The organism is Nostoc sp. DedQUE04, from assembly GCF_034530995.1.
GTDB lineage: Bacteria > Cyanobacteriota > Cyanobacteriia > Cyanobacteriales > Nostocaceae > Nostoc.
Genome location: NZ_JAVRCA010000111.1, coordinates 1 through 15,180, shown reverse-complemented (window position 1 = coordinate 15,180; position 15,180 = coordinate 1). Strand labels below are relative to the sequence as shown.

13 protein-coding genes are annotated in these 15,180 nt (G+C 41.4%); 6 read left to right on the top strand and 7 right to left on the bottom strand.

The window, feature by feature from the left end:
- Window positions 1-67 precede the first annotated feature (67 nt).
- A complete protein-coding gene (locus RM049_RS37965; protein ID WP_322707924.1) occupies window positions 68-532 on the bottom strand; it encodes a DUF29 domain-containing protein in 465 nt (154 codons plus the stop codon).
- A gap of 153 nt (window positions 533-685) precedes the next feature.
- Complete coding sequence (locus RM049_RS37960; protein ID WP_322666999.1) at window positions 686-1,282, bottom strand: glyoxalase-like domain protein; 597 nt, start codon at window positions 1,280-1,282, stop codon at window positions 686-688.
- A 196-nt stretch (window positions 1,283-1,478) separates the two neighbouring features.
- Here RM049_RS37960 and RM049_RS37955 point away from each other — a divergent pair, with 196 nt between their 5' ends.
- Window positions 1,479-2,117: a sigma-70 family RNA polymerase sigma factor gene (locus tag RM049_RS37955; protein WP_322707923.1), complete on the top strand. Its 639-nt coding sequence runs from the start codon at window positions 1,479-1,481 to the stop codon at window positions 2,115-2,117.
- A 90-nt stretch (window positions 2,118-2,207) separates the two neighbouring features.
- Complete coding sequence (locus RM049_RS37950; RefSeq protein ID WP_322707922.1) at window positions 2,208-3,287, top strand: tetratricopeptide repeat protein; 1,080 nt, start codon at window positions 2,208-2,210, stop codon at window positions 3,285-3,287.
- A 97-nt stretch (window positions 3,288-3,384) separates the two neighbouring features.
- Here RM049_RS37950 and RM049_RS37945 read toward each other — a convergent pair whose 3' ends face one another.
- The 3 genes from RM049_RS37945 to hisG form a co-directional block, all read right to left on the bottom strand.
- On the bottom strand, window positions 3,385-4,080 hold the full coding sequence (locus tag RM049_RS37945; protein WP_322707921.1) for a hypothetical protein: 696 nt from the start codon (window positions 4,078-4,080) through the stop codon (window positions 3,385-3,387).
- Window positions 4,081-4,415: 335 nt separating this feature from the next.
- Entirely contained in the window at window positions 4,416-5,870 is a 1,455-nt protein-coding gene (locus tag RM049_RS37940) for a HAMP domain-containing sensor histidine kinase (RefSeq protein WP_322707920.1), read from the bottom strand.
- A gap of 517 nt (window positions 5,871-6,387) precedes the next feature.
- The gene (gene hisG / locus RM049_RS37935; RefSeq protein WP_322675283.1) at window positions 6,388-7,032 is read right to left on the bottom strand and encodes an ATP phosphoribosyltransferase; all 645 of its coding nucleotides are present in this window, start codon (window positions 7,030-7,032) and stop codon (window positions 6,388-6,390) included.
- Between the two features lie 76 nt (window positions 7,033-7,108).
- Here hisG and rppA point away from each other — a divergent pair, with 76 nt between their 5' ends.
- Window positions 7,109-7,807 (top strand): two-component system response regulator RppA, encoded by a 699-nt coding sequence (gene rppA / locus RM049_RS37930; protein ID WP_322707925.1) that lies wholly within the window; start codon window positions 7,109-7,111, stop codon window positions 7,805-7,807.
- 13 nt (window positions 7,808-7,820) lie between these two features.
- On the opposite strand, the gene RM049_RS37925 is transcribed toward rppA, so the two are convergent.
- Complete coding sequence (locus RM049_RS37925; protein WP_322683953.1) at window positions 7,821-8,018, bottom strand: hypothetical protein; 198 nt, start codon at window positions 8,016-8,018, stop codon at window positions 7,821-7,823.
- Window positions 8,019-8,172: 154 nt separating this feature from the next.
- Between RM049_RS37925 and RM049_RS37920 the strand changes: the two genes are divergently transcribed.
- Window positions 8,173-8,388: a hypothetical protein gene (locus tag RM049_RS37920; RefSeq protein WP_322707919.1), complete on the top strand. Its 216-nt coding sequence runs from the start codon at window positions 8,173-8,175 to the stop codon at window positions 8,386-8,388.
- 220 nt (window positions 8,389-8,608) lie between these two features.
- Here RM049_RS37920 and RM049_RS37915 read toward each other — a convergent pair whose 3' ends face one another.
- Window positions 8,609-9,640 carry a 1-acyl-sn-glycerol-3-phosphate acyltransferase gene (locus RM049_RS37915; RefSeq protein WP_322707918.1) on the bottom strand — a complete coding sequence of 344 codons (1,032 nt, stop codon included), beginning with the start codon at window positions 9,638-9,640 and terminating at the stop codon, window positions 8,609-8,611.
- A gap of 620 nt (window positions 9,641-10,260) precedes the next feature.
- Here RM049_RS37915 and RM049_RS37910 point away from each other — a divergent pair.
- Both RM049_RS37910 and RM049_RS37905 read left to right on the top strand, forming a co-directional pair.
- Window positions 10,261-10,515 carry a helix-turn-helix transcriptional regulator gene (locus tag RM049_RS37910; protein WP_322675281.1) on the top strand — a complete coding sequence of 85 codons (255 nt, stop codon included), beginning with the start codon at window positions 10,261-10,263 and terminating at the stop codon, window positions 10,513-10,515.
- Between the two features lies 1 nt (window position 10,516).
- A complete protein-coding gene (locus tag RM049_RS37905) occupies window positions 10,517-14,656 on the top strand; it encodes a PAS domain S-box protein (protein ID WP_322707917.1) in 4,140 nt (1,379 codons plus the stop codon).
- Window positions 14,657-15,180 lie beyond the last annotated feature (524 nt).

Below are 15,180 nucleotides of genomic sequence, written 5' to 3'. Positions count from 1 at the left end.
AAAACTATTTTTCTCACTGCTGCTACTGTACCAGTTAGTCGCGCAAAGTGCTGTAGTATTGGGACGATTACTCGCCTTGTTCATCAACCTGATTAACATTTGGTAAGAATTTAGGATTCAAAGTCTGGTCTAAAGTGTAGGGACAGATTTCTGGAAAAACATTTTCACCCAACTCAGTTTCTCGAATCGCTAAAGCCAAACCTAGTTCATAAACACTGAAGAAAACTTCATCGAGATAGGGTTTCAAACTAGGGCTATCTTGCAGAAGCAGCTTAATTTGAACACGTTGCTCTCGAATTGTACCCAACCAGCTATTGCTACGTTTTTCAGGTTGAAATTGCCATTTTAGTAGATGTCCTAGCAATATTCCCAGCCGATTTCGCAATTCTTGCCGTTCTTTTCTGCCCAAAGTTTCAATTTCTTCAATCAGGTTAAGCGTATCTAGTTGTTCCCACTGTTGAGTTTTGAGCAAGCTAACCTGCTTTTGCGTCCAATCATAGAAATCTGTTTCATATAGGTGAGATGTGTACATTTTTTCCACTTTATTTACACCTATTTATTTACCTACCCCTGCGGTAACGCTTACACCCAAATCCAAAATCCAAAATCTATGAGGTTGGGTTTGGCGATGCCTACGACGACAAGCTACGCCCCACCCAACCTCAAATAATCTAAAATCTCAGAACTAATTCGCTACCTCAGCCACCTCAATTACTCGCCCTTCATAGTCCTTGACTAAAAAGTTCAGGGGTTTGTGGTTACGAATCTTTAATTTCAAACCGCGCATTTCGACTCGCATTAAAATCATTTCCAGGCAGTCGTGGTCAAAACAAACGTGGCGTTGCTGATTTTTGCTACCTAAACTCGCACCAGTAATGACGTGTAGCTGGGTGTTTTTCTTCAATTGATACCACAGCCCATCGTTAGCATTATTCATCATTTTACTAGACAAGCTCGGCCCAGTAGACATATATAACGGATCGATGCCAGTTGCGCCTATAGTTTGTTCGTAGTTGTAGTAGTAGTGCAATGGCACCTCAGCTGCTGGCAAATCTAGCAGCCCTTCATACAATTGTCGGGCAATCTCCAAATCTGACACCATTACTGTGTGTACTTTTGGGGCACTGGTGAGAAACATCCACATAGCACCAGCGTAAGCTGCTAGCAGCATCACCATAATGCCTTGGGTGGAGAACAGGCTATCTAAGGGCAGGGAAGGCAGAAAGGAGCCTAAAGTAAGGGGACTGAGCAGGAACGATACCACGCTAACTTCTATAACCATGAACAAATAAGGATTCTTTAAGAGAGTTGATTTTATGATTGTCGATTAAGACTAAAATTAAGTCCTTGTTTTTAGTTTATCAATACTCAACTAGTCTGAGTCTCATCTACAAACTGAGCAACACCAAGATATTATGCGATTAACTAGGGGAGTGCAATTCCCAAAACTATTTTAACAATTATCAACTCCAAGACTTGTGCAAATTCCTCATTTTCCCGAAGCTAATCACCCACTGGTGAAGTCGCTGTTCCATCACAGTGACCATGAACTACTGACTCTGTTTCAGCGCTATCCAGATGCCGGAAAGTACTTTACGGTGATTTTTTGCCGCTATAGCCCCATAGTCTACACCTTAATTCGGCATTCGGCGCGATCGCCTGTGCAGGCAGATTATCTGTTTGCCCTTACTTGGCGACATATTTATTACGAACTCGGTGGACTCAAGTTAACTGACTCTGAATCAGGTGAGGAAGCCTTGACCATGCAAAATTGGTTAATTAATATGACAGCTTTCTGTATAAATGAGATTAAACTACCGCCCACAGAAGCAATTCATTATTCTCTGCAAGCGACTTCACCGCCGCTATGGTGCTATGTACAACAGGCGTTAGACCAACTACCGCCAGTTTTACGATTAATTGTATTAATGGCTCAAACTTTCCATTGGAGTGAAACTAGAATCGCTGCTTATCTACAAGCTGAAGGAGAAGCGATCGCTCCTAACGAAGTAGCCAATTTTCTCCAAGAAGGCTATCGTATGCTAGAGGACAAATTGCCCACAGATATCCGCACTATATACTTTGGAGAAGATTTAGCTCAATCAAAACTTAAGTAGAAATGCGTATATTATTTGTCTTCAATTTTAAAACTTAAAACTTTTTCATTAGACCTTCTACTTAAACCCGCAACTTTACGGGTAATTTTTATGAAACAACGGCTTGTATTTCCCTGCCAAAAGGTAGGCTTAATTTGTGTAGGTGCGATTTCTTCTCCCCAGGTACTTTTATACAGCTTTTTACTGTTTGCTTTTTTGCTGAGTCCTGTAGCGGGTGCGGTTGATATTTCCGAACAACTCCATCGCCCTTTAAATAATTCCGTTGGGCGACAATCAAGAGATGAAGCAGACGGTTTGCTGCGTATTGGTCAACAAGAATACGCTTCAGGACATGCCGACAAAACAATTGCGTCTTGTTTGCGAGCATTAGAACTATATCATTCCATTGGCGACCTGAAAGCACAAGGTGTGACGTACAATTTGCTTGCTAAGGCTTATGTGCAGCTTGGTAGTTCAAAAGAGGCAGAAGATGCTTTCAGAAGAGGATTAGCGATCGCTCGTGATATTAAAGACTTTCAATCTCAGATTTTTGTGCTGAATAATATTGGTACATTTCTGCTGCAAAAAGGCGAATTTGCTGCTGCTGGTAAAACAGTTGAAGATGCACTCACAATTGCTCACGGTGTCAAAAATATTGAAGGTGAAGGACTGTCTTTGAGTAATTTGGGCTTGGTAAGTGCCAGGTTGGGAGATTATAACAAGGCGATTAAACTATATGAAAACGCTTTAATTTTCCGCCGTCAGACTGGCGATGCTATCGGTGAAGCAAATACCTTGAATAATTTAGGAGATGCTTATTTAGCATCTGGAAATTATCAAGATACCATTGCTACTTATGGTGAAGCAATGCGGACAGCTAAAACCAACCGCGATCGCCCTAATCAATTACGGGCAATTGACGGTTTAGTTACGGCTCACACTGCTGTAGGACGTTACGAACGCGCCTTTGACTTACTAGAGCAGCGTTTAGGACTCGCGAAAGAATTGCAAAATTTACGCGAAGAATTAAAATCTTTTGAATCTTATGCCCAGTTATATAAGCAACAAGGTAACTACCTAACTGCCCGCAATTTTTACGAAAGGGCAATTATACTGGCGCAGACATTGCAAGATAGCAGGCAAGAAGTGCAATTGCGGGATCAATTAACTAAAATGCTTCAGCGAAAGTAGCAGTAAGACACCGAAAATCTTTTGCATTATTCAAAGTAGGGGTAATTCATGAATTGCCCCTACAGTTTTGTATAAGTTAATCCACGCCTTAGCCTTACTAATTCAAGAACACTGAACCGTTTCGTTCAATTCTCATAGCACTTCTGCCCTGTGTTGCATTGGTGGCTTCCTTAAATGTAACTTCCAAGCTTCCTGGCTCTGAAGAACCTTGTGGAGTCACTATTAACTGTCCGCCATCTTGTCGTTCAAATGTTACTGTTACTGGTGCTTTTAAAGCTTGCAGCGTTACATCTGACTTACCTTCTAGCGATCGCGGTGCCGTATCACCAATCACTTGGAAAGTTATCTTAGCCGCAGTATTATTCACCAACCTGATATTAACCATACCATTAGTGAGTGCGATCGTCGCACTGGGGGTTTGGCGTGGTTCTACCAGTGGTTGTTGGTCATTGGAAACCGCAGGTGGTGAAGGCTGTTGAGTTCGATCGCCAGGAATTGCGCGTGGTGGTACGGGAGACACTTGCCCCTCAGCCGGAGGAATTGGGCGTGGTGGTACGGGAGACACTTGCCCTTCAGCCGGAGGAACTGGGCGAGGTGGTGTGACACCTGATTCCGGCGATCCGGGAGCTTGAGAGCGGTTGTAGGGTGGTTCGCTAAAAATGCTAGGACTTGGGTTAACCTTAACAGTAGATTCTTGTGCTAATGCTTGAGGAATTGCTGGCAGACTAATTAGCAACCCCCCACAAAGAGCGCCAAATAACTTGCCAGACTTGCGGAATTTTTGAGACTTCATATTTGTTCTTAACTCCTAAAAAAAAGTTCAATTTTTGTTACAAAGAATTTCTCCAACCGGAAATTAAATTAGGTTTTATCGGTCGTTGAGTATATTTAAGTTTTTAACAAACTACTCGATTTATTGCATCTAGCTAAGGATACGAAAATTATCTAAAAAAAATGAAAATATTTCATTCTCAAGATTTAAAGTCTTAATCATTGTCATTAAGCACTTTGTGTAATAATCTAATTCAATATACTGCTAAAAAATAAATTTTCGCGCTCATAACTAAGGTCAATTTGAATAAACTAAAATTTTACATCTATCACAAGAAATAAAAATTTATTAGCAAATTAATACTCAAAAGTTATTGGCAAAGTGATAGTAAAGGTAGTGCCAATGCCTTGGGTACTTTCAACTTGAATATGACCGTGATGATGTTCGACAATAGCTTGAGCGATCGCTAATCCCAATCCTGAACCTGTAGCGCTGGCTGTAGCTGTATTCCCCGTCCTATGAGTACGTGCCGGATCTACTCGATAAAAGCGGTCAAACAAGCGTGGTAGCGCTTCGGCTGGAATTCCAACTCCGGTATCGCTCACTTTAACTTGTAACTGGGCACTGGTGTTACGTAGTCCAGAAACACGATTTATTCCTTCTATCCGCGCCAATTCCACTTTCACTCGTCCACCTGCTGGAGTGTAATGCAAAGCGTTAGCAATTAAATTTGTGAATAGTCGCACCAATTGATCCCAATTACCTACAAGAGTGAACCAATTCTCCAGTAATTCGGGGCTAGTTTCAAAGATAGGAGGGTCAACTAAGTCTAGAGAAAGGGCGATTTCTTTCTCAGGGATTAACAATTGTTGTTCTTCAACCACCTCTATTAGCAAAGCGTCCAACGGACAAGGTGAAAAAGTATCTTTGCTAATACCACTATCCTGTCGTGCTAGGAAGAGTAAGTCATTGACTAACTTACCCAAACGCTGCGTTAATCGTTCCACCACTTTTAACTGTTGTCGATATTGCAAACAAGTAGTCGTTTCTGTCTCTGCTAAATCCAAGTCAGCAAGCGCAACTTGCACATTAGTTTGAATCAAAGTAATCGGGCTTCTCAGTTCGTGGGAAGCATCAGCAGTGAATTGTTTAAGACGTTGATAAGATTCACCCACCGGTTCCATCGCTTTACCCGAAAGAAACCAACCACTTGCACCTACAGAAAGCACCATTAACCCAATACCTAATGCCAAATCAAAAATTAACTGGCGACTAGGTTTAGTAACTTCAAACCAAGGATGACTAACGCGCAGATATCCTAATACTTGGCGTTTCACTTCTACGCGTTGGGTGACTTGTCGTAATAAGAGTGGAGAGTTAGGAATTTTAAATTTTGAATTTTCACTCTCTGCTTTGACTACGCGCACAGTTTCACCAGTGCGATTGACACGAATGGGAATATTTAGGGGTTCAGATAGCGTTGACCAAAGTAATTTACCAGTTGGACTAAACCATTCTAGGTCAATGTGGTCATCTTCTACAGCATCGGTATTATTACCAAAACTGGCTTCTACATTAATGCGAAATTTATCTGCATCAGTATTAATTGGCTCAAATATTAGTGTAGATGCACAACCACTGCTTGTGAGACAACGCTCTACTATTTCCACTACATGGTTAAGGGTGTCATCAATCCGCTCAATCAGTGTAGTACGAAAGTATAAATATACGCCACTGGCAAACAATAGCAGTAATACAGCAGTGACCGCAGTGTACCAAATTGCAAGACGGCGGCGAGTAGCTTGAAACATCTTTTCACCTACTTTTTTTGACTGAATATCATCAGATTACGTCTTAATAATTTTAAATTACTTTTAATTATCAACATTCTTTCAAAAGAATACTGGTTAAATTATTGGCGATCGCATCCAATTTTAACGCTCAAAAAAAGATTACTTTATCTGCAAAAATAATATGAATATAACTTTGATTCCTTTTGCTGAGGGGTTAAATAAAAAAATTAATCTTTGTATGTAATGAGTTTCTAAGCGTTTTATGCAACAAAAGATAAGGGCTTTTAAAACCTAGTCTCTAGCCAGAAGTTATACCAATTTTAAAAAAGAATACGACAAATAGACCATTTGTAGAGACGCGATTCATCGCGTCTTTACCCAAAAATGTTAAGAACGAGCATCTAAAGAAGCGTTATTACCAATTACAAATGATAAGCTGCCCTTGCTTTAATTTGCACAACTAGGGCGGGCAAAATGCCCACCTTACAAGAGATTTATTTTTTTGGAAGATGCAAATTAAAAGATTTTTAGCTTATTAAACCTCTACCAAAACGGCCTCGCGCAGCTTGTCAATCACATCACTCAGATTACCTGTATTCAGGCGGTAACTCAGAGGATGAGCAATCAATCGCGCCGTGCTTTCATACAGACTAGCAATTTCAATCAAACCATTTTCGCGTAAAGTCCGCCCTGTAGAAACCAAATCTACGATCGCTTCTGACATTCCAGTAATCGGGCCTAGCTCTACTGAACCATACAATGGCACTATTTCCACAGGTAAATCCAGACTATGGAAATATTCACGAGCGCAATTGACATATTTTGAAGCAACTCTACCATGCGGTGGTAAATCTAAAGGCGATCGGTAAGCACTTGATTCTTTTACCGCCACTGACATCCGACAATGACCAAACTGCAAATCTACCAAGTGAGCAACTTGCGGCTGCTTCTCCCGCAGCACATCATAACCAACAACCCCTAGTTGTGCTTGACCATATTCCACATAAACGGGCACATCTTGCGCCCGCACCAGTAAAGCTTTTGCAACTCCTTTAGTATCAGGAATTTGAAGTTGGCGAGTTCCTGAATCTAAAAAAGCACTAAAATCTAATCCGACAGCTTGTAGCAAGCGGATGCTATTTTTAAGTAGTTCCCCTTTTGGCAATGCAACAGTCAGCATTTTTGTTATTGGTATCCTTAGCGTCTTGGCAGTTGAATAATATTGAGAATATCTCTATATGCTTACCACAAGCAGCATGAGAATTTTATTAGTTGATGATGAAGTTGAACTAACTCAACCTTTGAGCCGCTTGTTAACTCGTGAAGGTTATGCCGTAGATGCCGTTTATGATGGGACATCTGGCAGCGAACTTGCACGGGCAGGCAGTTATGACCTACTTATTTTAGATTGGATGCTGCCAGGAAAAACGGGGTTAGAGATTTGTCAGGAATTGCGCCGCCAAAGCAAAACCACTCCCGTATTGTTCCTTACGGCTAAAGATACTCTCGATGACCGCGTACAAGGTTTAGATGCTGGTGCGGACGACTATTTGGTTAAACCTTTTGAACTGCGGGAGTTATTAGCAAGAGTCCGTGCTTTATTGCGTCGTTCCGGTACTCAAACTTATGAGACTAGCACCGGACGACTTACTGTTGCTGATTTAGAACTGGATTGTGAAAATCAAGTAGCCTATCGCCAAGGACGAATAATTGAGTTATCGCAAAAGGAAAGCCAGTTGTTGCAATACTTTATGGAACACACTGGACAACTTCTGACTCATGCCCAGATTATGCAAAATTTGTGGCAAGAGTCAGAACAACCTAGTAGTAATGTAATTGCAGCATTAATTCGTTTGCTGCGGCGTAAAATTGAGGTGGGTAGAGAAACTACGTTGATTCACACAGTCTACGGCAAAGGCTATCGTTTCGGTGCTTCCTCAGTGGAGTCAGTTTAGCGGCTGTTTCGACTCACAAAGATTTGGTTAATTGTTTAGGAGAATCATTGATATTTCTCAGTCTTTGCAACTTTAATTCCTGTCGAAGTTTGTTGTCGAGGGATAAATCTACAGGCATCATAATTTGTGAAATTCCCTTCCAGATACGAAGCCGATTATTCGCACCCATATCTTTTTTACTAAACCCAAGAAAAATTTCGGAATCTTCCATAAGGGTTGACGGAAAACGACAACATCAGCATTTGCCACAAATAGATAAGTGTTGGTAACGAACGCATAAGTGTCGTTACTAACAAATAAGCATTGGTAACAAAATCGGTTGTGTTGGTAACGAACGTATAAGTGTCGTTACTAACGGATAAGCATTGGTAACAAAACAGGTTGCGTTGCTAATAAACGGACAAGCTGTGGTAGGAATAATAACTTTATTCCTAACCACACCTCCATACAGGATTACCAATGTTTGCAATGATTTTCTCTATTTCGGCTTAGTCAACAGTATAGTGGCGATCGCATTCACAACAGCCATCAGCGTCTCAAGTTCCAGAAATGCACTACAAACTTATACCATTTCTTTGTGAGGCTGCACCAAACCCTTTTAACTTCTTTCTTTCTTTACTTTGTGTCCTTGGCGTCCTTCTCTGACGAGATGCTGCGCGAATGCGGTTTGTTTCTCTTTCTTCTGTCTTGTACTTAAATATGGTTTAGTGCATCTTCATACAAAATTGGTGTTACAGCAGTTTTCATTGAATTTAACGACATTGTAAACCTGTTATAATCAACAGTTTTTAGCTTATAATATTAAGATTTACCCAAAAAATGATTAATTTTGAGTTGCAGTTTTTCTCGTAGTTGTTGTGCTTGTTGATAGGTTACTGCACGCCTTTTGTTTGAGTGGTTGTGCAATTCTACTAATTCCAAAGGTTGAATAAAGTAACGCAAACGAGTTCTCATTGCCCAAATTCCCATTGAGGGAAACAGAAGTAAGGCAAACATCAAAAGCGACAAAGGTAAGAATGGTAGTTTGACTAGTCGTTGTAACTTGGTGAAATTAACGGCCCAAGGATGCAGAGATTCACTGCCGATGCAAACTACTGGCAGAATGGGAATATGATAGCGATCGCTCAACTGAATAAAGCTCACATCAAACTTTTCTAGTTGATAGCGTCTTCTCCAACCTTTCAAAGGCCCGCGAACACCTTCGGGTGCATATAAAAGAATTTTACCTTCAGCAAGCGCCCCCTCAAAATCATCTAATTCGGCTCGCACTCCACCTAAAACCTGCGACCATTGAGGTGGTAGCCACCAAATCATCCAAGGATGCTCAAATAATACTGGATTGGCGATGGGTTGCACTACCCATTCTTTGGCTTCACTTAATAAATAAGCCAAGGTTAAAAAGTCCCAAGGGAAACACATCCCGGCATGATTCATTGCCACAATCAATGGCCCTGTTGGCGGCAAGTTTTCAACTTGTTGCAACTCTCCCCGAAAATAGTATTTAACGATAGGGGCCAGAATTTCTTTGCCAAAAGCTTGTTGATATTTAGGAGCGAATTCACCAACTTCTTTTCGAGGTGAACGAAAACCCAAACGCAACCAGCGACTCAGCAACGCTAGATAAAATCCGCCAGGAATTAAAAATAATCCATATTCTAGCCAATTCCAACCATCTGGATCTGTGTGATAGTGCTGCCAATGGCGGTTGAATAAAATTAACCACCCTGGAGGATACCAAAGACAAAACCAATCAAACCAGTTAAATATATAGCCTTCATCTGGTGAATTTTCCTGTTGACTGTTTAATAAGTTTTCGGAGTGTTGATTAATCAAAACAGTTAAAGATGAGGATTAGGCAAAAGTTTTATCAATAGTGGATCGTAACTTTCTAATTTTTTGACTGGCATCTGACCATAGAAGTAAAACTAACTACATATTTTAGAATCTATTTTAGATTGACAACGTAGTTCGGTTGAATCCAGTACAAAAGTAGAGATAACAACATGTTTTACCATACAATTATCTGTACTCACCTTGGTGTAGCCTCTGTCTGCGACATGCTGTTCGCGTTCGTAGAGAAGTTGTAAACTGCTGTAGTTACTAAACTAGCGAGGTAAAAAAGCTTTTATCAAGTACAAAATTAACTTTATATATAACAAATTAATTTAAATATGAATCATGAAAGTGTGGCGCACTAGCAATTATCTGGCTGTGTGCGATCGCTAATAATTATTTAGTCAAATTGCCTCAGATAATACTATCTTGCTATCCCATACCAAGCAAAACTTAATGTTTATTTTAGATATACCTTCTACACTAAACACTAAGCCGTGAAGACGATAACTGAATTTTGATGTTTCGCCAAAAGATGAAATTGATAACGACTAATGATTATTTAAATTCTTCCTCAAGCTGGAGACGAATGGCGAGACATCTGTCTTACTCTTCCTACTATGGAACTAGAAAAGCCACTCAAAATTTCAGATTTTATCCGTCAACTTCGGCAGCAACTCGATCTCTCTCAAGAAAAGTTTGCAGCTAAGTTAGGAGTTTCCCTACGAACAATCAATCGTTGGGAGAACGGAGCTACAGTGCCTTCACAGATGGCACTAAAGCTGATTGAAGAAATGTTAGAGAAGATGGGCAAAGCAGACAAAAGATTAGCGAATGAGTATCTCCCAAAATTGGAGCAACGGGAGGACTCTTAAGATGATGGTGAAAGTACCTGAAAAAATTTTGATGATGCGTTCTCGGTTCATAGCTTTTAGTGTGATGATTCTGGCAGTCATGACGGCAATGCTGTTGACAAAAGTGTTACTGCCAGTTTTCGATCCGAGCGTATTTACATTATTTTATGCTGTTGTGGCAGTTAGCGCCTGGTATGGTGGTATGAGACTAGGAGTGCTAGCGATCGCTTTATCTGTGACAACTGCGCTCTATTTTTTAATCGATCCAGTCTACTCCTTCGATTTTCTCAGCCTGAAAGTCCTGGTACGATTAACCACATTCTCACTAGTATCCTTCTTAATTACTGCGCTTTCTTCAGAGTTGCGAACTGCTAGACGCAAAGCAGAGACAAGCCTCAAATTGTTGCAAAATAGCGAAATGCGGTTTAGCCGATTGGCAGAATCCAACATCATTGGGGTAATCGTAACTAATATGAACAACGGCTGCATCGTCGAAGCCAATGATGCTTTTCTGAAGATGATCGGCTATACGCGAGAAGATTTTTCTGCTAACCAAATAAACTGGCGCGAGATTACCCCACCTGAATATCTTCTTTTGAGCGAACGTTCGGTGGAAGAAGTAAAAACTACTGGAATATGTAAGCCTTTTGAGAAAGAATACATTCGTAAAGATGGCGATCGCATTCCGGTTCTGCTCGGTTCTGTAATGCTGGGAGACACTCAAGAAACGGTCATTGCCTTTGTTGTTGATTTGAGCGAACAGCAAGCTGCGCTACGCGAACGCAAACAAGCAGAAGCAGCATTACAGCAAGCCAATCAGCGGAACACACGCACTCTAGAAAACATGAGTGATGCATTTATGACTCTAGACCGAGATTGGCGAATCATCTACCAAAATGCCCAAGCAGAGCGAATTAACGGTAGACCCCGGACAGAGGTTATTGGTAAGTCGCACTGGGAGGAGTGGCCGATATCGTTAGGCACAAATTTAGAGCTAAATTACCGACGGGCGATGGCAAAGCAAATTCCCGTCCATTTCGAGTATCACTACTACTTACCATCCAAATATGACTTGTGGCTAGAGATTCACGCCTATCCCAGTGAAGATGGTCTTGACATTTTCTTCCGAGACATCACTGAACGCAAACAAGTAGAACGAACTTTGCGACAGAAAGAGGAGCGTCTGAGATTAGCGAACGAGCGGTTTGAGTTAGCCGCATCTGCGGTCAACTGTCTGATTTATGACTGGAATATAGAACAAGATAGCGTTGAAAGAACTGATGGGTTAACTCGAATTTTGGGCTATTCCCTCGCAGAAGCTGAAGCAACTGGTAATTGGTGGTGTGAGCTTGTTCATCCAGAAGATTTGCCAAGCGTACAAGAGGCGATACTTGCTTTGGGAAATAGCGATCGCTATGCTGCCGAATACCGAATTCGTAACAAAAACAATCAGTATATCTATGTATTAGATCGAGGAATAGTAGTGCAACGGGATGCTAATGGAAAGCCAGTACGTTTAGTTGGCAGCACTACAGATATCAGCGAACGCAAACAGGTAGAAGCAGCAATCCAAGCAAGTGAGGAACGGCTCAGGAGTTTTGTGAAAGCTAATATAGTTGGCATTCTCTTTGGTGATGTGAATGGTAGCATCACTGAAGCCAATGACGAGTTTTTGCGAATTGTCGGCTATACCCAAGAGGATATCCAAGCAGGTAGATTAAGCTGGACTGATATCACGCCACCTGAGTATCAATATTTAGACGAATTGGCTATTGCCGAAGCAATAGCGAAGGGAACCTGTACTCCTTATGAGAAGGAATTTATTCGCAAAGATGGTTCCAGCGTCCCAGTTGTAGTTGGCTACTCCCTTTTAGGAGAATCTCGGCATAAATCAATCGCATTCATTCTGGATATTAGCGATCTCAAACAAGCTAAAAAAGCACTGAGTCAGAGCCAAGAGCAATTTCAAGCTTTTATGGATAATATTCCTGCCGCCGCATGGATTACGAATGCATACGGACGCGTACTTTATCTCAGTCCAACTTATTTAAGCACGTTCAATGTAGCAACAAATAAGGCGATCGATAAAAACATTTTTGACCTATACCCAGTCCAAATTGCTCAACCCCTCCTCGATAACATTAGAATAGTTGCCGAAAGGAATCAGGTTGTTCAAACGATTGAGTCTGCCCCACGCACAGATGGCACCCTTGGCGAATTTTTTGTTTATAAGTTTCCCATTGCCGATGCCTCTGGTCAACGTTTGGTAGGAGGGGTTGCAATTGACATTACCGAACGCGAACGCGCCCTTCGCGAACGTCAGCTTGCAGAACAAGCCTTACAAGAACGCAGTGAAAGACTTAAACTGCTTTCGGAAACGACCAGTGATTTGCTTTCAACCGAGCGCCCTTTGGATCTAATGAACAGCTTGTTTAACAAACTCTCGGCGCAAATGGATTTGCACTGTTACTTTCACTATTTAATCGATACACACGAACATAAGCAGAAACTTCGGTTAGTAGCTTGGAACGGCATTACTGATGAAGTATTTCAAGCAATTGAATACCTGGAATTTAATCAAGGGATATGCGGATTAGTGGTGCAAGAACGCCGTCAAATCGTCGTCAATAATGTGCCGCACTCTACCCATCCCCATGCCAATATCCTCCATGCTTTAGGAATTACAGCCTATGCAGGTCAACCGTTAATTGCTCAAGGAAAGCTGCTTGGTGTCCTCTGCTTTGCCAGTCGCACCCGTACCAATTTCACTTCTGGGGAAATAGCTTTATTTCAAGCAACTTCCGATCAGGTGGCGGTTGCTCTGGAACGCGCTCAGTTAATGGCTTCGTTACAGCGACGGAAAGAAGAATTAATCCAAGCTAATCGAATCAAAGATGAGTTTTTGGCAGTGCTTTCCCACGAACTTCGCACGCCGCTAAACCCGATTTTGGGATGGTCGAAATTACTACAAACGAAAAAGTATGATGAAGAAACCACTACTCGCGCTCTCGAAACCATTGAGCGCAATGCCAAGCTGCAAACCCAATTAATCGAAGATTTACTGGATGTCTCTCGCATTCTCCAAGGTAAGCTGAGTCTGAATATTGCTCATGTGAATTTAGAAACTGCGATCGCCGCAGCAATAGAAACTGTACGTCTAGCCGCTGAAGCCAAATCGATCGATTTGCAATTTACGATTTTAGACTTCGACGCAAGCACTCAGTCCTTACCTGCGGGACGCTACGCAAAGGACAAGACTCAGGAACCATCGAAGGATTTTGGATTAGAAAATTCTCAAAGAAATTTAAACTCTATCGATTTTAATCAGCAACCTAACACTTTAAAATGCCAAACTTCAAATTCTAAATTTTTAGTTACAGGTGATTCTAATCGCTTGCAGCAAGTTATCTGGAATCTAGTTTCCAATGCTATTAAGTTTACACCTCAAGGTGGAGAAATAGAAATCAGTTTAGAGTCTGTTGGTTCTCAAGTTCAATTGCGAGTCAGTGATACAGGTAAGGGAATTAGCCCTGACTTTTTACCATTCGTCTTTGACTACTTTCGACAAGCTGATGGCGCAACCACTAGAAAATTCGGCGGACTGGGCTTAGGATTAGCTATTGTTCGTCACATTATTGAGCTACACGGTGGCACAGTTAAGGCAGAAAGTTTGGGTGAAGAACAGGGAGCAACCTTTACAGTCATGCTACCGCTCATCCAGATCGATCTAAATAGCCATCAGATAGCCTCTCAAGCTGATAATTTGCCCGATTTCAAGGGGTTGAAAGTTCTGCTTGTGGATGATGAGCGGGATACACGAGAGTTAATTGCTTTCATTTTGGAGCAATCTGGCGCGGTAGTAATCCAGGCGACATCTGCGATGGAAGCACTACGAATTATGCCTCAGTTCCAGCCAAATTTGCTGTTAAGCGACATTGGAATGCCAGAAGTAGACGGCTATATGCTGATTCGTCAGATTAGAGCTATGTCACCAGAACTTGGAGGAAAAATTCCCGCGATCGCCCTTACAGCTTATGCTGGTGAGGTTGATTATCAACAGGCAATTGCCGCCGGATTTGGGCAGCATATCACCAAACCAGTGGAGCCAGCTAAATTACTTCGTGCGATCGCTAACCTAATTTATAGTTGTAGAAATTGTTAATTGAGAGACTTCATAATTTTGTATTTATAAGCTTTCAAACCAGAAAGCAACATTACACCTGCCCCATCGTGAGAGTTTAAGATAAGCTTACTTTTTTCAATTAGAAATTATGCTGAAAATTGAGGAAAAACGAAGAAATTAAATTAACTCTTGTACTGAACTTATTGGGCAAGAATGAATCATGCGTATCAAGATGAGGCGTAGGCGTAGCCCGCCGTAAGGCATCGTCTGCTCAAAAATTATCTTTCCGAGCCTATTTTTAGCAATATTTTAAGTACTATTGCTTGTTGACAAATGGTATTTGACCTTAACCTCTCACAATGCACTTGCCCAATTTCTCATATTTTATATCTAGCAAGCTTTTTGCCGTTTTTTATGCATCGAACTCACATTAAATTAACCTATCTAATGTGGCATTTCTGGGAGAAACAAAAAGCCCCAGGCGGTGTGAGCGTGGGGCTTTTGTTTGAATTATGGTTCCTGGCATCGAGCTATTTTTGCGTAGGGCAACCCCTAAACTATCG

Bases quoted from the DNA above. Each gene is read 5' to 3' on its own strand.
- RM049_RS37960 (WP_322666999.1), bottom strand. From the start codon at position 1,282: ATGGTTATAGAAGTTAGCGTGGTATCGTTCCTGCTCAGTCCCCTTACT.
- RM049_RS37945 (WP_322707921.1), bottom strand. From the start codon at position 4,080: ATGAAGTCTCAAAAATTCCGCAAGTCTGGCAAGTTATTTGGCGCTCTT.
- hisG (WP_322675283.1), bottom strand. From the start codon at position 7,032: ATGCTGACTGTTGCATTGCCAAAAGGGGAACTACTTAAAAATAGCATC.
- RM049_RS37925 (WP_322683953.1), bottom strand. From the start codon at position 8,018: ATGGAAGATTCCGAAATTTTTCTTGGGTTTAGTAAAAAAGATATGGGT.
- RM049_RS37950 (WP_322707922.1), top strand. From the start codon at position 2,208: ATGAAACAACGGCTTGTATTTCCCTGCCAAAAGGTAGGCTTAATTTGT.
- RM049_RS37905 (WP_322707917.1), top strand. From the start codon at position 10,517: ATGATGGTGAAAGTACCTGAAAAAATTTTGATGATGCGTTCTCGGTTC.
- RM049_RS37910 (WP_322675281.1), top strand. From the start codon at position 10,261: ATGGAACTAGAAAAGCCACTCAAAATTTCAGATTTTATCCGTCAACTT.
- RM049_RS37965 (WP_322707924.1), bottom strand. From the start codon at position 532: ATGTACACATCTCACCTATATGAAACAGATTTCTATGATTGGACGCAA.
- rppA (WP_322707925.1), top strand. From the start codon at position 7,109: ATGAGAATTTTATTAGTTGATGATGAAGTTGAACTAACTCAACCTTTG.
- RM049_RS37940 (WP_322707920.1), bottom strand. From the start codon at position 5,870: ATGTTTCAAGCTACTCGCCGCCGTCTTGCAATTTGGTACACTGCGGTC.